Source organism: cyanobacterium endosymbiont of Epithemia clementina EcSB (assembly GCF_029919255.1).
Classification (GTDB): Bacteria; Cyanobacteriota; Cyanobacteriia; order Cyanobacteriales; family Microcystaceae; genus Rippkaea.
On the sequence record NZ_CP123991.1, the window covers coordinates 2,233,194 to 2,259,939 of the forward strand.

A 26,746-nucleotide genomic window follows, 5' to 3' on the forward strand; every position below is an offset into this window, starting at 1 on the left:
CGATAGTTGGCAGTTACTAACTGGAGAACTTTATGATCTTCACTATACTATTCACTACTCTCTATTCCGCTTCGAGATTTAGTAAGCCTTCGTGTTCCTGCTGCCAAATTTCCCAGGGAGCAGGTTTACGGACCTGTTGCCAAATAGGACTGTGCACCGCCTCGTCTAATTCCTTAGCCATTTCAATCATCCCTACATAGCCGGCATAGGGATGATGACGTTCTTGGTTGATATCCAAGAAGGGAATTCTCGCTTTGAGTGCAGTATATTGATTGCGACCCCCTGCTACCAATAAATCCGCTTTCGTCTGTTCTACAATCTGTAATAGCTCCGTTGCATTGCCCTTTTCGATCATAATGCCGTCTTTGCCTAAAAGTTTTTTGATCTTTGCTTTATCTTCCTCTGTGCTTTTCTTAGTGCTGGTTGCCACTACTTCCATTCCTAAGTCTTGTGCTGCAGAGACAATAGACCAACTTTTTACCCCTCCAGTGTAGAGAACCATTCGCTTACCCTTAAGGCGATTACGATAAGGGGCTAATGCTTTATCCAATTGCTCAGTTTCAGTTTTAATCAATTCTTCAACTCGTTGTTGCAAGGCAAGGTCACCCAATTTTGCGGCGATGTTGCGTAAACAACGATTCATGTCTGCAATGCCGTAAAATGACTCCTCAATGTAAGGAATGCCGTAACGTTCCTCCATTGCTGTCGCCATGTTAATTAACGCTTTGGAGCAAATCATTACATTGAGTTTAGCGCGATGGGAATAACACACTTCCTCATAACGCGCATCTCCTGTGATCTTTGCCATTACTCGAATACCGACTTTTTCAAATAGAGGCAAAACACCCCACATTTCTCCGGCAACGTTATATTCTCCAATTAAATTAATATCATAATCGGTAGTATATTCTGGCTCACGGGTTCCGACAACGTATTGCAACAATGCATCTCCACCGAGGCGATTACCTAGGTTTTTACTACCCACAAAACCAGGAGAGTGAACAGGAATAACAGGGGTTTTATATTTAGCGGTAGCAGCTTTACAAACTGCATCCAGATCATCTCCAATTAAAGCAGTAACACAAGTAGAGTAAACAAAAATAGCTGCTGGATTATAGCGTTTTATTAATTGGGTGATCGCCTTATAAAGCTTTTTTTCGCCCCCAAAAATAACATCGTTTTCTGATATATCCGTGGTAAATCCCATTTTATAGGTCATGGGTCCACTGCTGAGACTGCCACGACTATTCCAACTATTACCCGAACAAGCAATAGAACCGTGAACTAAATGAGCCGCATCTGTAATGGGAACTAAAGCGATAGACGCTCCGTCGAAGGCACAACCTCCCTGAGCCGCCCCAGGTTTAGCTTGTTGTTGACAGGACTTATTTTTTCCTTGACCTTCCTTGTTATGGTTATGTTCACAACCAGGTTGGGTAAGTAGTTCCGATATTTTGCCTTTCGTGAGTTTCATGTTAATTGCCGCCTATTCTTGTTACCAATGACCAATCTTAGTTAAGAGGAGGTGAGTGGGTGAGGATGAAATCGAGCTACTGTCTTTTGCCTTCTCACTAACAAACACATTCACATTTATTTGCATCTTCACCACAGACATCGGAAAGATAGGTGAGAGCTTTGATGTGTAAGTCCACAAACTCCAGTTAGGTTTGAGTTTATATAAGGAATATGAAGCTGAAGTACGTCCAAATACAAAAATGTCCCGTTCAAAGGAACAGGCATAAGGAACTGACCCATAGTGTGAGTAATTTTAGCCTGTTTGACTTCCATTAACTCTATCCAACGCCTCAAAGTACAGAAAAAACCGAACCATACCATTTGTCAGAAGTTGAGAAAGAATGGGTTCGAGTTACCGTAACTTTCTTCCCAGACCTATCTGAAAAAGGGAGGGGAGAGGAGAGGGGGGAGTGATTACTCCCTGAATCTTCCTAAATCTCCCTTGTTTTCAGATTTCTCTGTGATTAACGAACTAAATCGAAAGAAATATCCGTCACAGAAGGAGTATCAGTCTTACGATCTAACGCTTCAAGAACCCCATTAGCAATCCAGTTGAGTAGGTTGATAGCACCTTCATACCCAATGGTGGAATAGCGATGTAAATGATGGCGATCAAAGATAGGATATCCAATACGGATTAAAGGAGTCTTGGTATCACGCTCAAGATACTTGGCGTAGGAATTACCAATTAAGAAATCAACAGGTTCAGTGAACAGTAAAGAACGAAGATGCCATAAGTCCTTACCACCCCAAACAGTGGCTTGTTGTCCGAAGGGGCTAGATTTTAGAAGGGCGTTAGCTTCAATTTCGAATTCTTTGGTACTGTTATGAACCAAAACATGAACAGGCTCGATCCCCATTTCTAACATGAACTGTAATAAGCCCATTACAAGGTCAGGATCTCCGTAAACCGCAGCCCGCTTACCGTGTACCCAAGCTTGGGTATCGGTCATTGCGTCAACCGCACGTCCACGAGCGATTTCAAGTTCTTGGGGGATAGGGTTTCCAGTCAATTTGGACAAGCCCATCAAGAAATCATCAGTACCCTTGATACCCCAAGGAAGATAGGTAAATACCTTTTGTTTCCACTCTTTCCCAATATATTCACGAGTTTTAGGAGTGGTGTAGGTTTGAAGGGTAACAGTTGCTTCAGCGTTGATGGAGTCAGCAGCGGCATCTAAGGGTGTTCCTTCTTGGTACATCTTGAATTCTCCTAAGTTTGGAGAATCAAGGTACATTTCGGTGTCACCTAAAATGACAGCATTAATTCCCATGGCAGCCGTCAAGCTTTTGAGTTGCCGAAGGTTACCCATATAGGTTTCAAACCCGGGAATGAAGTTGATGGTCCCGTTGGTAGTTCCTTTTTTCTTACCTTGAGTTAAGGTGGAAAGGATGGATTTCATCATGCTGTCATAACCGGTGATGTGGGAACCCACAAAACTAGGAGTATGAGCGTAAGGTACGGGAAAATCGTCAGGGATAGAACCATCTTGACGAGCAGTTTCTACGAATGCACCCAAGTCATCCCCAATAACTTCTGCCATACAAGTAGTACAGACAGCAATCATTTTGGGCTTATAAAGAGCATAAGCGTTCATCAAACCTTCAATCATGTTTTTTAATCCACCGAAAACAGCAGCGTTTTCAGTCATGGAAGAAGAAACAGCACTAACAGGTTCTTTAAAGTGACGGGTTAAGTGGGTACGGAAGTAAGCCACACATCCCTGAGAACCATGAACGAAAGGAAGAGTTCCTTCAAAACCGACGGCAGCTAATAAAGCACCAAGAGGTTGGCAAGCTTTAGCGGGGTTGATGGTTAGGGCTTCACGAGCAAAGTTCTTTTCGCGGTATTCCCAGGTTTTTGTCCACTCAGCAATTTCTTGAACCTTCTCAGTAGAAGGCATTCCCTCAAACTGTTTCTTATTTTCAAACAGTTCTTGATACTCAGGCTGGTGGAACAGATCAACGTGATCCTTAATATTATCTACATTCTGAGCCATTTTCTTTGGTAACTCCTGTATGGGTAGGGTTGAATATCGATTGGCACCTTTTAAAAGGGAGGGGGCGTTGGGGAGGTATAGAACAAAATATTTCTAGTCTCTCGTATTTTCCTTAGTCCCCCGTGTCTTTTTCTATCCCTCTATTTATTCCAAGGGGTGCCAACTAATCCCCAAGTGGGACTGTTAAGAGCTAAGTCCATATCACGGGCGAAGATAGCGAAGCCATCATAACCATGGTAAGGTCCTGAGTAATCCCAAGAGTGCATCTGACGGAAGGGAAGAGCCATCTTTTGGAAGACATACTTCTCTTTAACCCCAGAGGCCACTAAATCAGGCTTAAGTTTTTTGACGAATTCTTCGAACTCATAAGCGGTCGCATCATCATAGATGAGGGTCGCATCATCAACATACTTAGTTGTACGTTTGTAGTCATCACCGTGGGCGAATTCATACCCAGTTCCAATCATCTTCATACCCAAGTCTTGGAAAGCGGGAACAACGTGACGAGGACGCAGTCCACCAACCATCATCATGACAGTTTTGCCTTCTAAACGAGGACGGTATTTAGCCAGAACGTCATCACATTGTTTCTGGTACTTTTTGATTACTTCTTCAGCTTTCGCTTGAATAGTTTCATCAAAACGTTCAGCAATGGTGCGTAAAGACTCAGCAATTTTGGTAGGTCCAAAGAAGTTATATTCCAACCAGGGAATACCGTATTTTTCTTCCATGTGACGACTGATGTAGTTCATGGAACGGTAGCAGTGGATGAGATTCAACTTAACCTTAGGGGTGGCTTTCATTTCAGTGAAAGTACCATCACCAGACCACTGAGCTACAACGCGGAGTCCGATTTCTTCAAGAAGAATACGGCTAGACCAAGCATCTCCACCAATGTTGTAGTCACCAATGATGGCAACATCATAAGGGGTGCCTTCAAATTCTGCGTTTTCTGCGTCCGCAGCGGGGAAAACCCAGTCACGGATCATGTCGTTAGCGATGTGGTGTCCTAAGGATTGAGAAACCCCACGGAATCCTTCACAACGAACGGGAACAACGGATTTACCAATCTCTTTACTCTTAGCACGAGCAACAGATTCAATGTCATCTCCGATCAATCCAACGGGACATTCTGACTGAATAGAAATACCACCATTGAGGGGAAATAATTCTTCTATTTCGTCAATGATTTTACTGAGCTTTTTGTCTCCACCAAAAACGATATCCCGTTCTTGGAAATCAGACGTGAAGTTCATGGTGCCGAAGGTATCAACCCCGGTAGTTCCGATGTAGTAGTTGCGACGACCAGACCAGGAATAGTAACCACAACCAACGGGACCGTGAGAGATGTGGATCATATCCTTGATAGGACCCCAAACAACTCCTTTTGATCCAGCATAAGCACAACCACGAGTGGTCATTACACCGGGTAGGGACTGTTTGTTGGACTTTACTCCACAATCATCTTTACCTTCTTCGTAAACGTTGAGGTGCTTCTCACGTTTTTTAGCAGTTTTTTCAGGGTATGTCGCTAAGACATCCTTAATGAGCTTCTTATTCTCTTCTACTGTTGCCATGATGTTCCTCTATAGAGTCGTAAAGTATTAGGAATCTAGGAATCATCGAAAAAAGAGGTAAGGCAAAAGGACTAATTGTGAATCAATAGTTAATAGTTGTTGATTATTTCCCTAATTACTATTCTCTATTCACTTTTGCCTTGGTGTTCCTCTATTCCGACTAAGCGAGACTAAGCCTAAGCTGTGGGCGCAGTTTGGTCAGCTTGGATAGCTTTTATGTACTCCTCTTCACCACCGAGGATCCCGAAGTCAACCAATAAGGTTTCGAGTTCTTCCATGGAGATAGGAGTAGGAATAACCAAGTTAGTGTTGTTCTCAATTTTTTTGGCTAACTGACGGTACTCATCAGCCTGAGGGTGATCAGGTGAGTATTCGATAACAGTCATACGACGTAACTCAGCTTCTTGTACTTGCTTAGAACGAGGAACGAAGTGAATCATTTGAGTTCCAAGACGACGAGCTAATTCTTCGATTAACTCAGCTTCACAGTTAACGTTACGACTGTTACAGATTAAACCGCCTAAACGAACTCCACCGGTGTGAGCATACTTAAGGATCCCACGAGCGATGTTGTTAGCAGCATACATCGCCATCATTTCCCCAGAGGTAACGATGTAGATTTCTTGTGCTTTTCCTTCACGGATAGGCATAGCGAAACCACCACAAACAACGTCTCCTAATACGTCATAGGATACGAAGTCTAGGTTTTCATAAGCACCTTCTTCTTCAAGAAAGTTGATAGCAGTGATGATCCCACGACCAGCACATCCAACTCCAGGCTCAGGACCACCGGACTCAACACACTTGATTCCTTTGTATCCTTCGAGTAATACTTCTTCGAGTTCGATGTCCTCAACGGTTCCCCGTTCTGCTGCTAAGTGAAGAATAGTGGTTTGTGCTTTGGTGTGTAGCATCAAACGGGTAGAATCTGCTTTGGGGTCACAACCAACAATCATGATCCGGTTTTTTTCACCGAGTGCAGCAAGGGTATTTTGAGAAGTAGTAGACTTACCGATACCGCCTTTTCCGTAAAATGCAATTTGACGCATTGTTGACTCTCGCTTGTTAGACAATAAATGTGTACAATAGGGAAGTTTTAACCGTTTCTGACGTAAAAATGATTAGCCAACTGATTGTTAGCAGTGGGAATAATATCCCATCGAACCCTCAATTTTTACGTCAGGTCCGGGATTTCTTCCACATAGAAGCTAACTCTTGGTTAAGAAAAGCTTCCCCCGAGAAGAGCAAAAGCTGTAAAACTTCACTCACGAGGTGGCGTTACAGAGGGTTTAACCAAACCTAGTTAAGGTTGTGTTTTGAGCAAGTAGATAAACTATGCTCGTAGACCATCCTTGATAGTTGGTTATCTCTAAACGTCTGGCGAGAAGCGATGTCTCTGGTGGAGATCGCTCTCGACCTGTTTTAGTTAATAACATGGGCTTTGGGTAGTTGATAGTAAATAAGTGAGTCTAAATAAGTGAGTCGTTGATGGTTTGTTCTATGTTGTTATACAGAAACGACGATTAATTCTGGAGAGATACGATTACGTAATCTGGCCTCGACTGCATTTTTTAAGGTGGCTGCACTACTCGCACAGGAACCACAGGCTCCTTTGAGGGTGACTTTTACTAAATTTCCTTCTATATCAAACAAGTCTACATCCCCTCCGTCTTGTGCTAGGGCTGGCTTAACTTCTTCTTCAAGAACCTGTTGAATAAGGGTGATTTTTTGTAAATTTGTTAAAGATGTGGTAGGGGCAATTTTGGATTTAAATCTGACAATTTCTGTTGCTGCTTCTACTGCTATGGTTTCTTCTTCCACAATTTCGGCTAGAATATCGTCGATATCGGGAAGACAAGAAGCACAACCGCCACCCGCTTTGACATAATTCGTAACCTGCTCAGCAGTGGTCAAACCGTTTTCAAGAACAATGCGGCGAATCTTAGAATTAGTTATCCCAAAACAACGGCATACTAGAGTTCCTTCGTCATTTTCATGATTATTTAATGGAATTCCTCTATAATTAGATATGGCTGCTTCTAACGCTTCTTGTCCCAAGACAGAACAGTGCATTTTTTCTTCAGGTAATCCGCCCAAGAACTCAGAAATTTCTTGATTAGTTAGGTTGAGAGCTTCATCCAAAGTCTTGCCTATTAATAATTCCGTCAATGCGGAAGAAGAAGCAATTGCCGAGGCACAACCAAATGTCTGAAATCGTGCATCTAAAATAATCTGAGCACTTTCATCGATTTTCAGGTGTAATCTCAGCGCATCACCACAAGCAACACTTCCCACTTCCCCAGTTGTAATGGCTTCTCCTGACTTTTTCTCCGTAATCGTTCCTTGGTTTCGAGGATTGTAGAAGAATTCCATAACTTTGTCTGTATAGTCCCACATTGTTTTTTCCTGCGTGAATTGTTGATATTTGTTAATACTAATGAAGAGTCTATAGTCATTTTCTAGTGAATATTTACTATTTAGCTAAGGCTGCCTGTTTTCGTTCGACGAGCCAACCGGCATCATCGCTAGTGAACGGAGACAAGGCACGGAGGCGATCAATAATTCCCGGCAGCACTTCAAGTACCTTCTGAATTTGATCTTGACTGGTAAAACGAGACAAACTAAAGCGAATAGAGCCGTGAAGCACTGTATAGGGAAGTCCCATTGCCCGCAATACATGAGACGGTTCTAAAGACCCGGAGGTGCAGGCAGAACCAGATGAGGCACAGATACCATGTTGATTTAGGGATAAAAGAATAGCTTCTCCCTCGATAAATTTAAAGCCAATATTTGAGGTGTTGGGGAGCCTTTGCACGGCATGACCATTAAGCACGGTATCGGGAATAGTTGTTAGTATGGTTTGTTCTAAATAATCTCGTAACTCCTTTTCCCCGGTTCCCATAATCAAATGCGACTCAGCTAACTCAGCCGCTTTTCCTAGGGCGACAATACTAGGGACGTTTTCGGTTCCTCCACGACGACCCCTTTCTTGATGCCCACCAATTAGTAGAGGGCGAAATCTCGTACCACGACGCACATATAAAGCCCCAATGCCTTTGGGAGCATGAATTTTATGGCCAGAAAGGGTCAACATATCAATGGTGCTTTCCCGCATATTGAGGGAGATTTTTCCTACCGCTTGCACCGCATCAACGTGAAATATTGCTTCGTACTTCTTCGCCAGTTGTCCAACTTGTTCTATGGGAAAAATAACGCCGGTCTCATTGTTAGCATACATCAAAGTGACTAACGCTGTGTCTTGGGTCAGAGATGCCTCAAACTCCGAAATGTCTAACTGCCCTTGATCATCAACCGATAGGTAAGTGACAGTATAGTTTTTACGTTCTAAACTTTTGCAGAGATTAAGAACTGCCGGGTGTTCGACCTTACTGGTAATGATGTGACGTTTGTTGGGTTGAGCTAGAAGGGCAGCATGAATGGCGGCATTATCTCCTTCAGTTCCACAACTAGTAAAAATGATTTCAGAAGGTTCTGCACCTAACAAGGAAGCAACTTGTTCTCTACCGGTTTTAACCGCGAGTCCTGCTTGCCCACCAAAGGTATGCATACTAGATGGGTTACCATAATAAGTGGTTAGATAGGGCAGCATGGCTGCGAGAACTTCTTCGTCAACTTGTGTAGTAGCGTTATTGTCGAGATATACACAGTCTTTCATCGCAAAGTACCCATAAATAAATTCCGTGATCAAGCAACTAGCAGTTCAGTAAAAGGAAGCAGACAGATGTTGAAATCTGAGTTAAATCCCAATCGCGCCTTGGAATAACAAGAGAGCTCATTTTTGAGAATAGACGTCGAAGCCAGTGTTCCCGATAGGGCTTGCCTTGATTTGATTTCAAGCCATTTTAGTAAAGTTTTATAACGACTGAACCACTTCTCCCAATAATCAGCCTGTGGTGGGTCTGATGCTAAAGAACCGCGAGGGTTACTGGGTGAACAGTCTGTGTCGGCAGGACGTACAGCAGCATACTGGAGGGACTTGTAGCAGCCCCGATAATGGTTACAAGTGGTAGAGTCGATGAGCAAAACACCCTGATCGAAGGAGGTAGCATTAGTGGGACATCCAACACTACAGCGATTACGGACAATAGATTCAGATGTTATGACATAACTCATGACACTACCCTTGCTAGTTCAATTTAGGCCTGCCGGTCGCTGCCTAAATTGGGTAAACAACTGTAATCTTGGGAAAACCCAGCACAGGGGGGAATGCGGTGGTCATCGACGCAACTATAACAGGTACTTTGAGTGTTATCACTAGACTGATGACCCACAGCAGTTACCGAGGAAACGGCAGAAGCTCTTACAGGAGTGATAATAACAGAATTCATCATCTACAATACTCCCATCGATTCGTTAGACTGTGTAAACTGCTCGTAAAAATCTAGGGCCACTTTGTCAATAACATCATAAGCCTCAAAGGGTTCTAAACCAGCCTTACGCAATTCCTCTTGAGGGCAAAGACCAATCTTAGAAGCGAGCACTCCTTTGCAATCAGCAATAGTTTCGATGATATGTTCGAGAGTTGCTTTCTCGCCGTACCCAGTTTGGCAATAATGGTCGACTTTGCGATGAGCTACGAATTTAACATCTGCACCATCAACTTCAAAGATTTGAAATTCTTTGGCGTGGCCAAAATGTTGGTTTACTAGACGGTTCCCTTTAGTTGCTACCGCTAGGAGAATCTTAGGACCTTTTTTGACAGTTTTAGCAATTTTGGCGGCTTGAGCAGCCTTTACCTCGGCGGTGAATTTCTCGATACCTTCGTGGACTTCTTGACGGGCAGCTAGATCATATTCAGGTGTCATTTCAAGGAATTTGTCTTTTGTGAACTCCTGAGAACGGTCTTCTCCTAAGAGTCCTACTGCGTCTGCACGACATTGACGACAGTGACGCATCATTTTCATGTTGCCAGAACAACTGTCTTGAACCGCTTTAAGCTCCTTCGGGCTAGGACCGCGTTGTCCGGTTAACCCAAAGTGAGTTCCATGTTCAGGCGCACTGATTAAAGGCATGATATTATGAAGAAATGCACCCTTAGAACGAATAACCTCGTTAACTTCTGCCAGGTGTTGATCATTAACCCCAGGGATCATGACCGAGTTGACCTTGCAAAGGATGTCTGCCTCTCTAAGGGCGTCGAGAGCCTCCATCTGCTTCTCATGAAGGATTCTGACACCCTCAATTCCTTTGTAACGCTTACGATTGTAACGTACCCAAGGATAGATTTTTTCCCCAATCTTGGGGTCAATCATATTAATGGTTAGGGTAACATGATCGATTTTTAGTTCTTTGATCTTATCAATATACTCCGTCAACATCAAGCCGTTGCTTGACAGACACAATTTAATATCAGGGGCTTGCTCAGCTACCAGCTCAAAGGTACGGAAAGTATGCTTGGGGTTTGCCAATGGATCACCGGGACCTGCAATGCCCAACACGGTCATTTGAGGAATCTTTCCAGCAATGACTAAGGCCTTGTGGGCAGCTTCTTCAGGGGTTAGAACTTCACTAACTACTCCCGGACGGCTTTCGTTAGCGCAATCATACTTTCGGTTACAATAGTTACATTGAATGTTGCAAGCAGGGGCAACTGCCACGTGCAATCTAGCATAGTGATGGTGTGCGTCCTCACTATAACAAGGGTGTTTAGCAATCCGTTCCTGAATGTTTTTAGGAACAGCTGCTTGAGAGGCAGAGGGACCGCAGCCGCATGGGACCGAAACTTTTGGGGTAGACGGGGTTGCTGTCTTGGCCGCTGATGAGTCAGAGTTAGTTAGACCGGTTGATTGTAACATTGAATTCCGTGGAGTAAGAGGTGGCTAAAAAATGACTTAAGAGCATCTAAGAGCATTTCTAAGAGCATTTGGTGCTTCAGTTGCTTGCTGGAACTTATCACAACAAGAGTCAAAAACGATGAATTTTCGTCCTTGGTGTCTATGCAAGTTATACCACCTTCTTCAGCAGTTCTCGATTTAGACAGCTGAGTTGGGATTTATTAAGTTTATTAAAAAGTACTCAAATGCTGAAACTGCTTTCCCACGCTATACTGACACATGTTATTTTTTTTTATGGGGTCATGGTGCTAGTATTTTTACTACTAGGTCTAAGTATTTTTTTTAGGGGATACGATCATTTATGTACTCAGGACAAAACCCTCACTGGAAAAGAATTAAGGCCCATTCCTGGATGGTTAAGCTCTTCGTGATTTCTCTTGTATTTTGTACTCAATTATCCTTGACCGAGAACAAAAGACAATAGACTTTCCAGCAAAAAAAGTTGATATATGTTGATATATTTTTTCCGCTTTGCTTTCCTCCCCGCATATTTGGGTCTCTTTTTGTTATCTTTTTTTACTCCTCTACTACTATAAAAAACCGGAGTAAGCCTTCTGAAGCTCCTCCAGTGCTGTTACGGAATTCAATTCTGTATCTAACGTAACACTTTTTTTAAGATAAAGTTGACTTTAACTTATATCTACCCTAACTCTTGTACATCAAAATCTCTAAATCCCTTATTTCATAAGGGATTTAACCGTTAACTAACGATCAATTCTTGAGTTCTTTAGATGATGTCTTTAAATTTTCTTTTTATAGGGGTTAAATCCTTACCCTGATTGATGTTTAGATTGAGTACATAAATGCTTTTACCCCTACCTATAAATACATAAACAATGCACCAGAAATACTAGTACCCCATACTCAAAAAAAAAATTATTAACGGTGTAAACATTGAAAATGTAAGCTTGCTAAGATTTTGAGTACACTAATGATTAATATTAAGTAATTTGACTCACCCCAATCGTCTTAGACAGTTTAGGGTAACTTGGTATAAGCATAACAACTAGGTCTATGTAGAATCACGGAATTCAATGTTTGGATCCATCCCGCTTAGAGACAACCGTTCTGAGGGTCGAGATAATCCCCCAAACATCTCGGTCACGACTTTGTCGGCACCTTCCCATCCGACTCGATTACCGTTAAAAACTCTTTGGGAAGACTTTCAAATTATCTTTGCCCGTGATCCAGCCGCCCGCAATTGGTTAGAGGTGCTATGTTGCTATCCCGGGTTACACGCCTTAGTTTTACATCGTATTTCTCACTGGCTGTGGCATTACGAAATACCCTTTCTTCCACGCTTTCTTTCCCATTTAGGTAGATTTTTTACAGGTATTGAAATTCATCCGGGGGCAACTCTCGGACAAGGAATTTTTATCGATCACGGCATGGGGGTAGTTATCGGAGAAACTACCATTGTCGGTGACTATTGTTTAATTTATCAAAACGTTACCCTAGGCGGTACTGGAAAAGAACTCGGTAAACGTCATCCTACCCTCGGCAATAACGTGGTGGTGGGAGCGGGAGCTAAAGTTTTAGGAAATATTGCTATCGGTGATCATGTTCGTATCGGAGCTGGTTCGATTGTTCTAAGAGATGTCCCTAGCGACTGTACTGTAGTTGGTGTGCCAGGTCGAATTATTTCCCGCAGTGGTCGTGGCTGTCCTTTGGAACATGGCAAGTTGCCCGATGTAGAAGCACAAGTTATTCGGACCTTGTTAGACCGAATTGAGCAATTGGAACAAAAGATACAAAACCTATCCTAACCCTACTCTACCATTATGATTAGATCATCTCGTCCCGATGCGTTGATCAGCCAAGTTGCGAAGGTTTCTCGATGTGAACGCTGGTTACTCCATCGTCGCCTTGAAGAACTGATGATTCCCTGTTGGTGTCCCGATGACGGGTCTTTGTGGGTGGAAATTGAACACGGCATTGATGCCATTCTTCTGCGTAGCACCGTCTACCAAGCGAGTGCCTCCCGTCAAGAATTAGTGGACTGGCTTGGACGTTGCTGGGAAGCGGCGGATATCCTTTCAACTCAATTCTACAACAGTTGAGAATATTTTTCATCTTGTTGTTTTTCCGTCTTGTTTTTTACGCCCTTAACTCGTTGAGACCTAGCTCTGTTGGCTGATTGCGGAATAACTAGTTTTTTAGTGCTGTCATGGAAGACCATCCAATCTCTAACGAATTCACTCAGTTTTTACAACAAGAACTATCTCTTTCCTCCGATGACCTAGCGGTTGCTCTGAACAATCGCCGACAACCAGGAGATCCTATTCCTATGTTGCTATGGCAATATGGATTGATTTCTAGAGGACAACTTCAGCGAATTTGGGACTGGCTTGATGCTCAGATTCAATTCCAGTTCCCTTGACCATCATCTTAGCAAGTTATTACCTATAGTTGTCGAGACATTAAGCCATGGACAAAACTTGTATTAACGATACCACCCTCAGAGATGGAGAACAGGCGGCTGGTATTGTTTTCACTCCCGAAGAAAAAATATCTCTGGCTAGTTTGATGGATGCTATGGGCATTCCCGAATTGGAGGTAGGAATTCCGGCCATGGGAGGAAGTGAAGCGGAAGCCATTACTAAGATCACCCAGCTAGGGTTAAAGGCTGACTTATTAGGCTGGAATCGAGCGGTACGCTCCGATGTGGAAGCTTCCCTTGCTTGTGGACTCAAACGAGTTCATATCTCCGTTCCCGTGTCTGATGTGCAAATTGAAGCTAAGTTCAAAGGTAATCGCTCTCTAGTTTTTGCCCGTCTAGAGAATACCCTTAAATTTGCCGTGGATAACGGTTTGTTTGTTTCTGTAGGAGCAGAAGATTCCTCTAGAGCTTCAGAAGAATTTTTGCTAGAGGTTGCCTGTGCTGCTCAGGGATGGGGAGCATCTCGTTTTCGATTTTGCGATACGGTAGGTATTCTAAATCCTGTCACCACTACGAAAAAAGTCGGTGACTTAGTCAAAGAGTTATCAATCCCCGTAGAGATCCATACCCATAACGACTTTGGCTTAGCTACAGCAAATGCTTTAGCTGGCCTCGAGGCGGGAGCTACTTCCGTAAATACTACCGTTAATGGGTTGGGAGAACGGGCAGGGAATGCGGCTTTGGAAGAGATAATTATGGCCCTCAAGCATCTCTATCAGGTGGACTTGGGCATTAATACTTGTCATTTAAGGGAATTGTCCCAATTGGTCATTGCCGCCTCGGGTCACACTCTTCCTCCTTGGAAGGCTGTAGTAGGAGATAATGCCTTCGCTCATGAATCAGGTATTCATGCTCACGGAGTTCTCAAGAATCCCCGAACCTATGAACCCTTTGCCCCAGAAGAAATCGGTTGGCAAAGACAATTGGTGGTAGGTAAGCATTCTGGACGACATCTAGTTGCTAATTTGCTAAAACAACATGGCATTACTTTAGATCGTGAAGAAGCCCAATTTGTCTTAGATGCGGTGCGCAGTTTGTCAGTTCAGATGAAACGAAGTTTAACAGTAGATGAATTACTTAATTTAGTACCTCATAGGAGAATATCTCATGGGATTATATAATCCTGGCGAAATCGAACTCAACGATCCTCCAGTTTTTCAAATGGAGGAAAAAGTCCGCTTACGGAAAATGATTCGTAATGATGGTACATTTCCGGGTAAAGAACTTGGCCAAACTTTAGCGAAAAAGGGTGATGTTGGCTACGTAGTTGGTATTGGAACCTATCTACAAAGTTATTATATCTATGCGGTGCATTTTATTGATAGTGGCTTTGTTGTAGGATGTCGCCGCAAAGAATTAGAATCAGCCGAGGATCCTGAAATCCTCGAACGTCGCAAAGCGGAAACGAGTAGCTATTGAGTAATACACTAGAAAAGTTAAAATTATAACTATTTTTCAATAGTTATAATTCTGCTTTCTATATTAGTGTTAGATTATCATTTTTTGTTATTTAGGAGTCATTTCATGAAAGTTATTTTAAGTCGTAATGATGCGGGTAGTTTATCCGTCTACGTTCCTAAAAAAGACCTAGAGGAAGTGGTGGTCAACGAGACCCCCGCAGATGGGGGGAAAGTTTTAACCTTGGCTAATGGTTGGGATTTAAAGTTTCCTACCTTGACTGATGATACTAAGTTACCCCAAACTATGGAAGCGACAAAGCTGTAATTACTGTTAGTTTTTGGAGAATAAAACAGAGGTAACTCCTTTAGAGAATACGAAAAGTGAAGGGCAAGAGAAGAAGGTTAAAATATCTCTTTCTTTCTTTTGTCTCGTTTTTATCTTCACTTTCTTGTTCTCTGAATTATTGACTCTAAATTATTGAGGATTTAGTCATGGATTCAGTGCATTACCAATCTTTATCATTTCAATTAGAGGGCCAGTTCCTTGGATTTATCAATAAACCCAATGGCCAATTAAAGTCTCTGCGATTAATGCTCAATGACCAAGAGTTACATATTAAATTGGATAAGGAATTACGCGGTTCTTTAGGATATGGTTTAGCTGTTGGTGATTGGATTCAGGTTGTAGGAAAACAAAAATTTAAGGGTAGTTTTAATGACTTTAAACTCAAGGCATTTCAGGTAAATCGATTGAGTTATAGCTTAGATCGATCACCGAGTTGTCCAAAAAAAGGAAAAATTCTTTTGTGTAATAAATCTGATTGTGCTAAAAATGGTAGTGAAGAACTTTATCAAGCACTCCAAAAAACTATCTGTCGTTTGGGGTTAGAAGATTCTGTAACCATCCAAAAAACGAGTTGTCAGAAACGCTGCAAAAAAGCACCCAATATAATTCTAATGCCTGGGAAAGAAAAATGCAGCAATCCCCGACCTCAGAATATTGCAAATCTTCTTCGTGATCATTATTTAGCTCCTATGGACTAAGAAAAAATGGCTAATGTTATTTTTTACGAAAAACCAGGTTGTATTAACAATACAAAGCAAAAAAAAATTCTCCAAAATGCAGGTCATACCCTAGATGTTCATAACTTGTTAACAACCTCTTGGACTTTGGAAAAATTACGACCTTTTTTTGGTGATCGACTTGTTCAAGAATGGTTCAACCCTACCGCACCTCGAATTAAATCAGGAGAAATTATTCCAAGACAATTAGACGAGAAAACAGCACTTCATTTAATGATAGCTGATCCTCTATTGATTCGTCGTCCTCTTATTCAAGTAAAAGAAGTTTTTCAAGTAGGATTTGACGTGGAACAAATTGACTCTTGGATTGGCTTAAATAGTTTGAGTCTAGAAATAGAGGATTTAGAAACTTGTCCTAATACTCACAAATAATTAACTATTTATAAAGCAGTTAGAGATGTTACTTAACACATCTCTTTTTTTATTTTCTAAAAAAGGAGTCCAATAAATTTAAAATTAGAATGCAATGATAGGTTTAAGCGGCTCAATAATCCAATTTTTGACACTTTACACTATTGATTTTTATATAAACTACGATCGTAGCTCATAATGTTTTTTGCTATGATTATTTATGCATTGTATAAATTTGTTTAGAATAAATTTAGAGACATAAAATTTACTGAGCTAACTGTCAAATAATTTCAATAAACAAAGCATAAAAGTCTTGTTTTACAAGGTTTAGAAGACATCAACAACTTAGTTTTATACAAGTCAAGTTCTTAAGGTCGCAGAGTACAGTTAAAATAAGAATTTTAAAAACTATTAAATTAACTTTTTTAAAAAATGGAAATCTAAACAGATAATTATAGTAAAACTCAACAAAATTAAGTTAACCAAGTTGAATAAAAGCTATATAAAGTGTTCAATCTTCAATTGAAGTCAATGTACATTGACTTTATATAAAAGTCTACTTATTGATAGACAAAGACATAATAGCAGGGCTAAACAAGAGAGCTTTTTAGTACTGTTATTGACATAGAATTTTCAAACAATAACGCTTAAATTATGTTTTAAATTTATAGATAAGACCCGCTCTGCTGAATTAATATCTCCACCCTTTGCATTAGTCATCATATAACAATTTTTAAAACTAATATAACTAACGAGCAAATGTTTGATTATAAATTATTAATTCCGCACTAATATCACGTTTGTAATTGTAACAGAGATCTTGTTCGATCGTTGTTGTCTCTTTAAAAACTTCTGTTAATCCTACACTAAGAAACATTACACTAGTAGCAGCAATAATGTAATTACGGGGGTTAATAATCTCGGTAGTAGTCGTTAACATCGTGAGTTATTTACCTTGTTGTGATTACCTTTATTTTATAAAAAGTTTAAGGGGGATGTCAGTCCCAACATACTAGAAGAGTACGGAGTTTTACTGTCTACTTAAGGGGAGTTATGTAGAAAATCTAGCTAGTTTTATATAACGTTAGTTACATTTAAAATAATTCTGTGTAATTCATTACATTATTATTTATTTCAACTAAAATTCTCTTTTCCATACTCCACAAAACATTGTATAAATAATGATTACTAAGCTAGATCAGTAAATCATATTTTAATGTTAGATTGAAGTGAAATAGATTGTTCAATGAAGTGTTATCTTTAAAAGAGATTGGATTTCTCCTGAGTTAATCACTTATTCAAACAACAGTTTAATTCTTGGGACCGATCTAAGATTAATAATTAGTTCAGGAATTGTATAATTTTCCAATTATCAAAACTTAAATGTTGATCCCTCTAACTCGCCAAGCACTTAAGAAAATTATTCCCGCTATTGCGACGGGAACACAATATGCATCTTGTTGGGGAAAAGCGCGGGACGTCTTAAGACGGTTATTGATCTCTGTGGTTGCTCTCACTACTTTCTGGCTAATTGGAAAACTTCTAGGTTCAGGAAGCGTAACCATTAAACTTATTTTCGACATTATTGCTGGACTATATTGGCTGTGGAGTCCTATTTACTGGGCAAACTTACAGAATAGCAGTTATCGTCGCTTTCCCTATAGTGGATTTTGGCAAGGACGAGTATTAGATGTCTATCTCACAGAAGAAATTGTTAGAGAAGAACAAACCGTCAACAAGCGCGGAGAATTAGTTGTTATTGAGAACCGAGAACGGCGAATTAATCTCGAAGTTGGCGATAACGAACAGTTCAGGGCTAGAATAAAAGCTCCAGTTAAACGAATTTATAAAGTCATTAACCCTGGAGACATAGCAGAAATGGTAGTTTTATCAAAACAGTCAGATTTAAGTATAATTGATAAAATTACAGATGTTTATCTCCCACAACATAATCTTTGGTTAGGAGAATATCCCTATTTACGAAGAGATGTTTTTACTCAGGTGAGTGATGAACTAGGGGCAGTAAAAGGTAAAAAAACGTATAAAAGACATCATCCTCATCGGGTTCAACGACGTAAACGTTAGCTGCAAAATTATAAACAATATGTTAAGGTCATCAGTTGATCAATAATTATTCAGCTAAGGACTTACTCAATACTTTCTTCTTTTGAATAATCTTAGAGACTGTGTTATTAACAAACAATTGAACTAGATTTCCTTTTTTAAGAAGAAACAAAAAAATATTTTATAAAAAACCCAATTAAAATTATAATCATAAAAATCCAGACAATGGAACTTCAATTAAAAGTGGAAGTATACTCATGAAATAAGTTTAAAAGATTACAAACATTATGTTAGACCACAGAATTAAATCCCCAAAACTTCCTTTAACTCATCACAAAATTGCTGTATTAATTCCCTGTCGTAATGAAGAATTAACGATTGCTCAAGTAGTGAAACAGTTCCGTCAAGAATTACCAGAAGCGACAATCTATGTTTATGATAATCGGTCTACCGATGACACTATAGCACGAGCCCACGCCGCTAAAGCCATTATTCGCTGTGAACCACAGCCAGGAAAAGGAAATGTTATCAGACGAATGTTTGCTGATGTTGAAGCAGATATTTATGTATTAGTCGATGGAGATAATACTTATGAAGTTTCTGCTATTGGAGGACTCATTGAACAACTTATTACAAACCGTCTTGATATGATAGTGGGTGCGCGTCGTTCTACAATTGAAGATAAAGAAGCTTATCGTTTAGGCCATCGCGAGGGAAATCTTTTTTTGACAGGTGTGGTTAAGTTGCTTTTTGGGGCTCAACTCAAAGATATGTTATCAGGATATCGTGTTTTTTCTCGACGTTTTGTTAAATCATTTCCGGCCCTATCGAGTGGCTTTGAAATCGAAACTGAATTTACTGTACACGCTTTAGAATTAAAGATTCCTTTTGCTGAAGAATATACACTATATGGGTCCAGACCACCAGGTTCAGAAAGTAAGTTAAAGACTTTTACGGATGGTTGGCGAGTTTTAGCGACGGCTATCCTTTTATTTAAAGAAGCACGACCATTTTTGTTTTTTGGACTAGTTTTTATTGTTCTCGCTTTAATCTCAATTCTTTTAGGGTTGCCTATTTTTGGGGAGTATTTAGCAACAGGGTTAGTTCCTAGATTTCCTACTGCAATTTTAGCCACTTCTATGATGTTGCTAGCTTTTTTAAGCTTGACCTGTGGCATGATTTTAGACTCGGTTGCCAGGGGTCGTCGTGAAGTAAAACGAATGGCATATTTATCTCATTCATTACTAGAATTAGATTAATTTTTTCCCAGAGAATCTAGATGAAACCTTCATTTCCTACTGAGACTTTAACTCTTGATAAAAATTTTTCAACTCCTGAAGTGTCAATTGTAATTCCTATTTTTAATGAGGAAGAAAGCATTGAACAGTTAGTTGGAAGAATTATTGCAATCTTAGCAAATTGTAATTTATCTTATGAAGTAATTTGTATTGATGATGGTTCTCAGGATAAATCTTCTCAGATCTTGAGTGAATTAACTCAAAAATTTAATAACTTTAAAGCAATTATTTTACGTCGAAATTATGGACAAACACCGGCAATGGCAGCCGGGTTTAAATATGCAAAAGGAAAAATTATTGTAACCTTAGATGGAGATTTACAAAATGATCCTATCGATATTCCGAGATTGATTAATAAGTTAAATCAGGGTTATGATCTAGTCAATGGTTGGCGAGAAAATCGACAAGATAATACCCTAACTCGATTGCTTCCTTCTAAGATTGCTAATTGGATTATTGGTAAAGTAACAGGGGTCAATCTTCATGACTATGGGTGTTCTTTAAAAGCCTATCGTTCAGAATTAGTCGCTGATATGAATCTTTACGGTGAATTACATCGATTTTTACCTGCTTTAGCTCATATTGAAGGAGCAAAAATTGCGGAGCTGCCTGTTTCCCATCACCCCCGCCGTTACGGGAAAAGTAAATATGGGTTAGGACGAACTTTTCGAGTTGTTATGGATTTATTAACGGTTTTCTTTATTAAGAAATATTTAACTCGCCCTATGCATGTTTTTGGATTATTTGGACTTGGTTCAACTATTTTAGGGATAACATTAGGGAGTTATCTTATTTTTCTAAAATTAGCATTGGGGCAGAGTATTGGTCACCGTCCCTTGCTGATTTTAGCAGTATTATTAGTGTTAACTGGGGTACAGTTGTTGAGTTTTGGATTGCTAGCCGAATTAGTAATGCGAACCTATCATGAATCACAGAAACGTCCAATTTATAGGGTGAGAGAAATCATAGGTAACCACCAAGACTAACCATTTAAAATTAACTATCTTTAGGATTAAATTATGAGCATAGAGACGATTTAGAAACTTAATGTTTATTCAAAATCTTTTATATGAAAATCAAAAGAAATGTTGGGTAATTCTTCTTTATAAAGCTCTTCTGGGTGTTGGATAATAACCCAATAATTTTTTTAAAAAAAGTCAATCTTACTCTAGTTAAACTGTTAATTTCTTTTGGTTACAGGAAGCTATTGAAATTGTAATCGCTTAAGCAGGAGAAACCATGAAAGAATCCGCAGATGAATAATATGATTATCAAAACTTGTAAAGATGAAATAATTCCTCTCGTGCTCAGTCGTCATACCCATACCCCGAATCAGTAGTTAAATCAACTAGCTCAAGACTTACTTTTATATAACTCAACCTGGAATAATAAAGTCGCTTAGGCAGCTGCTGTAGCTTATCCTAATGTTGCTATAGAAAAAAATAAGTCTGAATTAATAGACTTTTGTTACCCTCAAAATATATGCTTAAGCCGGGATGAATGGGTGAAGAATTCAATTTTGGGAAAGATTTCCCTTGTCTTTGGTAGGCGTTACTAGTGAGCAGAAAAATTCAGGGTTAATTATCTTTTTTAGTAGGCCTCTTTCCTTCTCTGAGGAGTAGTCTCTCATTCTAATCACAATAAAAAACTAGAGAATAAATTGTTTTTGTTCAAAATTTGCTTGTTTAACCTATTCTCTTTTCAATCCAAACAAATTAAACTTATGCTCACCTAAAATTAGCGTTAAAAAAATTATATTTTCTTAATTTTACTCCATTTATTTTATCCTTAATTAAGAAATAATTACTTGAATCAGAGTCTTTTAAATCAGCTCTTGAGAATCCGACTTCCGATAAAATTTTTATTAGCTCATTGCACTCCTTTAAGCTTAATCTTTTTAAAGCATTGGATAGAAAAAAACATAAATTCTAGAAAATATTGTCTTTACTTTTTTTTAGAAAATAGTTTAGAAACGAGTTCAATCACTATCAATAATCACCAATTCACTTGAGAGGTCATTTGTATTAACCAAGGATGTCTCCACCATAATAACCCCACAAAAATAAGAATTCCTAGATAAGCTGGTTTAAAAAACTCCTGCAATTTTAGAGTTTGACGACCCTCAAAAATAGCTAAAAAGGGAACAATAGAAGTCCGTTTTTTAACATCAATAAAAGCCTCTCCATAGCGCTTTTCGAGGCGATAGTCTCCATGCCACACGGCAAATAAATGGTGAGTAACTAACCCTAATGATGTTACCAAAGTAAAGGTAGTTCCTAGCCATAGGGTATGAGCAATACACCAAATGACTTGACCAACCATTTGAGGATGACGACAAATTCGAAGAATACCTGTTTCATAAAGATGAACTTGGGGTTTAGAGATTGCCGCGATTTCTAGAAGATTAAAAGTAGCTGGATACAGAAATAAAAAAGATATGAAACTGAAAAGCCAAACAAGAGCTTTAACCACCTGATATCGTTGAAATTGCCATAGAATCAATCCATCATAACGATGATTGAAAAAGTAAATAATTAAAACTACCGCTAGGGGAATATTGACCAAGACAAACACAATACGATAGAGTCTCGGTCCAATTTTTTTTTCTCCCCAAGGACGTAATGCTGCTAGTCCACTATGGACAATAGCAAATCCTAAGAGTAATCCCAAAATAATTCCATGACTTGGTGTCAACCAGGTTGATAAACTCATTAATATTTTTGTTTTTGATTAAAAAAATAAGTCAGGTTTGAGACCTCTATCAAAACTATACTAAAGGATTTTGATCCCCATCGTATGTTACTGTCGTTCTCAGTAGGGATAAGTGTCCCCTATTGAGGACATCCCGTCATCAAAGTTAAGTTAATAGTTCAGATGGCCTTCTCGGTTAACTCCTTGCCTATTTTTTAATAAACCTATGGTAGACATTCCCTTTACATTAGATCAACTCCGCATCCTCAAGGCTATCGCCTCTGAGGGGAGTTTTAAACGGGCGGCAGACACCTTATATGTTTCTCAGCCAGCTGTTAGTCTCCAAGTTCAAAATTTAGAAAAACAACTCAATGTCCCCTTATTTGATCGAGGTGGCCGTAAAGCACGATTGACAGAAGCTGGACATCTTCTGCTGTCTTATAGCGAAAAAATTATTACCTTATGTCAAGAGACCTGTAGAGTTATCGAAGATCTACAAAATCTTCAAGGGGGAACTCTGACTGTAGGAGCATCCCAAACTACGGGAACTTACCTTCTTCCTAGAATGATTGGTTTGTTTCACCGAAAATATCCTGATGTTTCAGTGCAACTCCAGGTTCATTCAACCCGACGGACTTCTTGGGGGGTGGCAAACGGACAGGTAGATTTAGCGATTATTGGGGGAGAAGTTCCGACTGAACTTCAAGAAATTTTAAGAGTCCGTCCTTATGCTGAAGATGAATTAACATTGATTTTACCGGTTTCCCATCCTTTGACTAAGGTAGAAACGATTCAAAAAGAGGATTTATACCGCCTTGATTTTATTGGTTTGGACTCCCAGTCAACCATTCGCAAAGTAATAGATAAGGTGTTAAATCGCTGTGATATCGATACCAAACGTCTCAAAATCGAGATGGAACTTAACTCAATTGAAGCTATAAAAAACGCGGTTCAAGCAGGATTGGGTGTCGCGTTTGTTTCTATTACAGCCGTTAAGAAAGAATTGGAAATGAAAGAACTTCATGTTGGCCGTATTAAAGATATAGAAGTCCAGCGAACTCTGTCTGTAATTACCAACCCAACTCGTTATCGTTCAAAAGCAGCTGAAGCATTCATTACGGAGATACTACCAGAATTCTCCACCTATAAAGAAGCCTTAGATCTCGAACTTATTTCCCCTAATGCTGCTAATTCGTTAAAAGAACCCGCCTCTAAAATCTAATTCAAGGATGATTAATCAACGTGAGGCTTTGTAACGATGATAAAGATAAATGATCTTATCAGTGACTTCTTCTATCGTCAGCCCGTCAGTATTAATGGCAATAGCATCAACGGCTTGACGTAAGGGAGCAAGAGAACGATGACTATCTAGATAATCCCTTTTTTCAATCTCTTGCTCAAGTTCTTTTAAGGTAATTCTATTGTGTCCTTGATCTTGAAAGTCTTGCCAACGCCGCCTGGCGCGTTCGGCCACTGAAGCTGTCAAAAAAATTTTAAGGTCGGCATCAGGAAAAAGATTGGTTCCAATATCTCGTCCTTCTGCAACTACTCCTCCTTTTTTCCCCAATTGTTGCTGATAACGGACTAATTTATCCCGGACAGCACGTTGTGCAGAAACTTCAGAGACTAAGGCAGTTACTTCGGGAGTGCGAATCACTTCTGTGACATCTTCTCCATTTATCTTAAGACGAGGAAGTGTGTCGTCTGTTGTGAAGATAAATTCTAAGGTGGCCTGAGAAATTAATTCTGCAATCGCCTCAGGAGCATCAGTAGAAACTCCTGAACGTTTAACCAGCCAAGCAATTGCCCGATACATGGCTCCCGTATCTAAATAAAGTAAATTCAAGGCTTTAGCCACTCGACGGGTAACAGTAGATTTTCCTGCACCAGCCGGTCCATCAATGGCAATAATAGGTTTACGAACCCGAAGAATGACATTATCAATTAGACGGGTTGAGCCAACATAAGCTGCAACTGCCAATAATCCAGTATCTTCAATTTTGTCTAGGACAGTTAAAGTATCAGGATCTACTAGGGAAACATATTGTATCTTAACCCCAGGATTTAATCCCAATTCTTGCTGAAAAATATCGAGCAGTTGTTTTGCAGTATGTTCCCCCTCATCAAAAGCCTGTTGTACCTTTTTGAGCCCTTTAAACAAAGCTAAGGCTTGTTTTCGTTCTTCTTGACTTAAATATTGATTGCGGGAACTATAAGCTAGTCCTGACGGTTCTCTGACAATGGGACAGCTTTTGATAGTAACTGGTAAATTCAAGTCTCTAACTAACTGCCTAATGATTGCGAGTTGTTGAGCATCTTTTTCTCCAAAAAAAGCGACATCAGGACTCACAATGATCAATAGTTTCGTGATAATAGTAGCAACTCCTGGAAAATGTCCAGGACGAAAGGCTCCGCACAACGAAGAGATCATTGACAGAGGTGGGATTACCGTGGTGGTAGGCTTCTGAAGATTATTCTTCATGCCCATTTCTTGGGGTGTGGGTGCAAATACTACCTTTACTCCTAATTCTTTGCATAGTTGACAGTCTTGCTCCCATTGTCGGGGATATTGTTCTAAGTCCTCATGGGGCCCAAACTGAAGAGGATTAACGAAAATACTAACTACCACAAGATCAGTTTCGGTGACAGCGCGACAAATTAAACTGATGTGGCCAGGATGTAAAGCTCCCATCGTGGGAACTAAGCCCAAAGATCGCTCAAAGGGTTGATTTTTTAAATAGGCACGTAACCCGGCCACGGTTTTAAAAATACGCATTTTTATTATTAGGTCATCACGAGTAGATTAGGACACATAAAATTAAGAAGCAAAAGTTGACTGCACCAAGGTTTCTGTTGCTTTTACTGATATCAAACACTTTAATGTGTGCTGCGGTAATTGGAAAAGTTTTTATTCACTCATTACCAATTATTATTTTAAACGTGCCAAAATTTCGATTTGTACTGGAGCTATACCACTTCCCATTAAACCGATAACTCGGGCTGCGCCTTTTGATAAATCAATTATCCGTCCGCTGGCATAGGGACCACGATCATTAATACGGACGGTTATTGAACGACCATTATTAAGGTTAGTCACTCGAACTCTCGTTCCAAAAGGAAGATTTTTATGAGCTGCTGTTAAACCGTTTTGATTGTACCGTTCTCCATTAGCAGTTAAGCGACCGTGAAATCCAGGTCCGTACCAAGATGCCATTCCTTTACGAAGACTAGTTACTTGTCCTTTAACCCCTGTTATTGTCGCTTCTGGAGCAGCTGAGGGGATATTAGCAATTGCATTTAAGGGAAGGGCATCTCCCATCAACCGGCGTAGGCGATTTGTAGCTTGTAGCGCATCGGCTGCCAAATTGTTAGTAGTGTCGGATAAAATCGTCTGACCATCAATGGTAACAAGTTCTTTATTACTCAATTTGATTGTGTAGGATTTATCTTTAGCGTTTGTACTAATAGTGATATTTTCGGAGTTAAATTGTTCATTGTGACTCACTTCGTTTAGGTGTTTGGCAACAGCTTTAGCCCGGTTCATAACATCGATGTTAGCCTGGACTTGTTCAAAACTATTTTCGCTGTTTTTGATTTTGATAAGATCGGTTTTTGTCCCAATAAAAGTGAGAATAGATATTGTTCGTACTTTGAGTGTTACAACTAATTTAGATTTCCACTGATGGGGATGGAGAGTAACTATCGCATTTTCATCGAAACTTTCTATTGTTGTTATCGCCCCCTTCCTTGGTAGTTCTCTTTGGTCATTAGTTTGATCTCTCAAATAAAACGCTACTGAGCTATTTAAGGATCCCCATAAAAGGAGTGGTGTCCCTAAACTGGTAGCTAATACTATAGCTGCTAGTCCTTGATAATTCAGTGAACTTGGCAATGTTGACTCCTCACGGAACTGCTTTACACTTATTTAAACTGTTACACGGTAACACGAATTTTTTAGGGAGTGTTTTCTAATAATTAGTTATGTAGATTTCTATCAATAAATTTTTATATTAACGACTTGATCAATTATTGTGGTCAAGTCAGTCAAGTTGACTCAGTATTGTCGATGAGCGTCATACTTAATTGCTGAACAATCTAAGGAGATAAGAAGGCTTTACCACTCATTCAATCTCTAAAAAATCAAATCATTCTTAGAAGGTTTAATTATTATTTTCAATAAGTCATTGACAGATTTTTTTAAAGTAGCTCTAATTTTAATTTTTTTTAAACTCATTAAAAAACTAACAACGAATAAGTCTTACTTATAAAAAGTATTAGAGATTGAAAATATGGTGGCTTATTTTGGTACTTTTTAAGTTATATGTAATCTACGTTACTATTGTTTCTGTGACTTTGTCTCTTCCACTACTTATAGCTCTTGTAACTTCTTATAAGAGCTATAACTAAGATGGTAATAGCCGACGCTTTTATAAAAGTTAATATTATTAAACTACCTTATTTTAAGTTAAACA

General features: G+C 39.6%; 27 protein-coding genes. 13 read left to right on the plus strand and 14 right to left on the minus strand.

What is annotated here, in order from left to right:
• Nucleotides 1–61: 61 nt before the first annotated feature.
• From nifE to nifH, 4 genes are all read right to left on the minus strand, one after another.
• Nucleotides 62–1,474, minus strand: a complete 1,413-nt coding sequence (nifE, locus tag P3F56_RS07450; RefSeq protein WP_281152263.1) for a nitrogenase iron-molybdenum cofactor biosynthesis protein NifE — start codon at nt 1,472–1,474, stop codon at nt 62–64.
• 505 nt (nt 1,475–1,979) lie between these two features.
• Entirely contained in the window at nt 1,980–3,515 is a 1,536-nt protein-coding gene (nifK, locus tag P3F56_RS07455) for a nitrogenase molybdenum-iron protein subunit beta (protein WP_281152264.1), read from the minus strand.
• Nucleotides 3,516–3,655: 140 nt separating this feature from the next.
• A complete protein-coding gene (gene nifD, locus P3F56_RS07460; RefSeq protein WP_281152265.1) occupies nt 3,656–5,092 on the minus strand; it encodes a nitrogenase molybdenum-iron protein alpha chain in 1,437 nt (478 codons plus the stop codon).
• A 176-nt stretch (nt 5,093–5,268) separates the two neighbouring features.
• The gene (gene nifH, locus P3F56_RS07465) at nt 5,269–6,141 is read right to left on the minus strand and encodes a nitrogenase iron protein (RefSeq protein WP_281152266.1); all 873 of its coding nucleotides are present in this window, start codon (nt 6,139–6,141) and stop codon (nt 5,269–5,271) included.
• Between the two features lie 29 nt (nt 6,142–6,170).
• Here nifH and P3F56_RS07470 point away from each other — a divergent pair, with 29 nt between their 5' ends.
• Nucleotides 6,171–6,395 carry a hypothetical protein gene (locus P3F56_RS07470; RefSeq protein WP_281152267.1) on the plus strand — a complete coding sequence of 75 codons (225 nt, stop codon included), beginning with the start codon at nt 6,171–6,173 and terminating at the stop codon, nt 6,393–6,395.
• On the opposite strand, the gene P3F56_RS07475 is transcribed toward P3F56_RS07470, so the two are convergent.
• The 6 genes from P3F56_RS07475 to nifB form a co-directional block, all read right to left on the minus strand.
• A complete protein-coding gene (locus P3F56_RS07475; RefSeq protein ID WP_281152268.1) occupies nt 6,382–6,528 on the minus strand; it encodes a hypothetical protein in 147 nt (48 codons plus the stop codon). The two genes, P3F56_RS07470 and P3F56_RS07475, sit on opposite strands and share 14 nt — an antisense overlap.
• Before the next feature lie 70 nt (nt 6,529–6,598).
• A complete protein-coding gene (nifU, locus tag P3F56_RS07480) occupies nt 6,599–7,489 on the minus strand; it encodes a Fe-S cluster assembly protein NifU (protein WP_281152269.1) in 891 nt (296 codons plus the stop codon).
• Between the two features lie 76 nt (nt 7,490–7,565).
• Entirely contained in the window at nt 7,566–8,768 is a 1,203-nt protein-coding gene (gene nifS, locus P3F56_RS07485) for a cysteine desulfurase NifS (RefSeq protein ID WP_281152270.1), read from the minus strand.
• A 29-nt stretch (nt 8,769–8,797) separates the two neighbouring features.
• Entirely contained in the window at nt 8,798–9,226 is a 429-nt protein-coding gene (locus tag P3F56_RS07490; RefSeq protein ID WP_281152271.1) for a hypothetical protein, read from the minus strand.
• Between the two features lie 23 nt (nt 9,227–9,249).
• Nucleotides 9,250–9,444, minus strand: coding sequence for a hypothetical protein (locus P3F56_RS07495; RefSeq protein WP_281152272.1), 195 nt, complete (start codon nt 9,442–9,444; stop codon nt 9,250–9,252).
• Nucleotides 9,445–10,908, minus strand: a complete 1,464-nt coding sequence (gene nifB / locus P3F56_RS07500) for a nitrogenase cofactor biosynthesis protein NifB (RefSeq protein WP_281152273.1) — start codon at nt 10,906–10,908, stop codon at nt 9,445–9,447.
• A 1,073-nt stretch (nt 10,909–11,981) separates the two neighbouring features.
• On the opposite strand from nifB, the gene cysE reads away from it, so the two are divergent.
• From cysE to P3F56_RS07540, 8 genes are all read left to right on the plus strand, one after another.
• Nucleotides 11,982–12,713, plus strand: coding sequence for a serine O-acetyltransferase (cysE, locus tag P3F56_RS07505; RefSeq protein WP_281152274.1), 732 nt, complete (start codon nt 11,982–11,984; stop codon nt 12,711–12,713).
• A 15-nt stretch (nt 12,714–12,728) separates the two neighbouring features.
• Nucleotides 12,729–13,007: an Asr1405/Asl0597 family protein gene (locus tag P3F56_RS07510; protein ID WP_119260540.1), complete on the plus strand. Its 279-nt coding sequence runs from the start codon at nt 12,729–12,731 to the stop codon at nt 13,005–13,007.
• Nucleotides 13,008–13,114: 107 nt separating this feature from the next.
• Nucleotides 13,115–13,327 (plus strand): DUF2949 domain-containing protein, encoded by a 213-nt coding sequence (locus P3F56_RS07515; protein ID WP_281152275.1) that lies wholly within the window; start codon nt 13,115–13,117, stop codon nt 13,325–13,327.
• A gap of 47 nt (nt 13,328–13,374) precedes the next feature.
• Nucleotides 13,375–14,508: a homocitrate synthase gene (nifV, locus tag P3F56_RS07520; RefSeq protein ID WP_281152276.1), complete on the plus strand. Its 1,134-nt coding sequence runs from the start codon at nt 13,375–13,377 to the stop codon at nt 14,506–14,508.
• A complete protein-coding gene (locus P3F56_RS07525; protein ID WP_281152277.1) occupies nt 14,495–14,806 on the plus strand; it encodes a nitrogen fixation protein NifZ in 312 nt (103 codons plus the stop codon). The genes nifV and P3F56_RS07525 overlap by 14 nt, the downstream gene beginning before the upstream one ends.
• Before the next feature lie 105 nt (nt 14,807–14,911).
• Nucleotides 14,912–15,112, plus strand: coding sequence for a putative nitrogen fixation protein NifT (gene nifT, locus P3F56_RS07530; protein WP_281152278.1), 201 nt, complete (start codon nt 14,912–14,914; stop codon nt 15,110–15,112).
• A gap of 167 nt (nt 15,113–15,279) precedes the next feature.
• On the plus strand, nt 15,280–15,831 hold the full coding sequence (locus tag P3F56_RS07535) for a (2Fe-2S) ferredoxin domain-containing protein (protein ID WP_281152279.1): 552 nt from the start codon (nt 15,280–15,282) through the stop codon (nt 15,829–15,831).
• A gap of 6 nt (nt 15,832–15,837) precedes the next feature.
• Entirely contained in the window at nt 15,838–16,242 is a 405-nt protein-coding gene (locus tag P3F56_RS07540) for an ArsC/Spx/MgsR family protein (protein WP_281152280.1), read from the plus strand.
• Nucleotides 16,243–16,969: 727 nt separating this feature from the next.
• On the opposite strand, the gene P3F56_RS07545 is transcribed toward P3F56_RS07540, so the two are convergent.
• Nucleotides 16,970–17,161: a hypothetical protein gene (locus tag P3F56_RS07545; RefSeq protein WP_281152281.1), complete on the minus strand. Its 192-nt coding sequence runs from the start codon at nt 17,159–17,161 to the stop codon at nt 16,970–16,972.
• Nucleotides 17,162–17,604: 443 nt separating this feature from the next.
• Here P3F56_RS07545 and P3F56_RS07550 point away from each other — a divergent pair, with 443 nt between their 5' ends.
• The 3 genes from P3F56_RS07550 to P3F56_RS07560 all read left to right on the plus strand — a co-directional run bounded on the left by P3F56_RS07550 (nt 17,605) and on the right by P3F56_RS07560 (nt 20,569).
• A complete protein-coding gene (locus tag P3F56_RS07550; protein ID WP_281152282.1) occupies nt 17,605–18,306 on the plus strand; it encodes a phosphate ABC transporter permease in 702 nt (233 codons plus the stop codon).
• A gap of 266 nt (nt 18,307–18,572) precedes the next feature.
• Nucleotides 18,573–19,544 carry a glycosyltransferase family 2 protein gene (locus tag P3F56_RS07555; RefSeq protein ID WP_281152283.1) on the plus strand — a complete coding sequence of 324 codons (972 nt, stop codon included), beginning with the start codon at nt 18,573–18,575 and terminating at the stop codon, nt 19,542–19,544.
• Between the two features lie 20 nt (nt 19,545–19,564).
• Entirely contained in the window at nt 19,565–20,569 is a 1,005-nt protein-coding gene (locus P3F56_RS07560; protein WP_281152284.1) for a glycosyltransferase family 2 protein, read from the plus strand.
• Nucleotides 20,570–21,578: 1,009 nt separating this feature from the next.
• Here P3F56_RS07560 and P3F56_RS07565 read toward each other — a convergent pair.
• Complete coding sequence (locus P3F56_RS07565) at nt 21,579–22,295, minus strand: NnrU family protein (RefSeq protein WP_281152285.1); 717 nt, start codon at nt 22,293–22,295, stop codon at nt 21,579–21,581.
• 205 nt (nt 22,296–22,500) lie between these two features.
• On the opposite strand from P3F56_RS07565, the gene P3F56_RS07570 reads away from it, so the two are divergent.
• Nucleotides 22,501–23,496, plus strand: a complete 996-nt coding sequence (locus P3F56_RS07570; RefSeq protein WP_281152286.1) for a LysR family transcriptional regulator — start codon at nt 22,501–22,503, stop codon at nt 23,494–23,496.
• A gap of 15 nt (nt 23,497–23,511) precedes the next feature.
• On the opposite strand, the gene P3F56_RS07575 is transcribed toward P3F56_RS07570, so the two are convergent.
• Both P3F56_RS07575 and P3F56_RS07580 read right to left on the minus strand, forming a co-directional pair.
• Complete coding sequence (locus P3F56_RS07575) at nt 23,512–25,050, minus strand: bifunctional pantoate--beta-alanine ligase/(d)CMP kinase (protein ID WP_281152287.1); 1,539 nt, start codon at nt 25,048–25,050, stop codon at nt 23,512–23,514.
• A gap of 153 nt (nt 25,051–25,203) precedes the next feature.
• Complete coding sequence (locus tag P3F56_RS07580) at nt 25,204–26,166, minus strand: septal ring lytic transglycosylase RlpA family protein (protein ID WP_281152288.1); 963 nt, start codon at nt 26,164–26,166, stop codon at nt 25,204–25,206.
• Between the last annotated feature and the right edge of the window lie 580 nt (nt 26,167–26,746).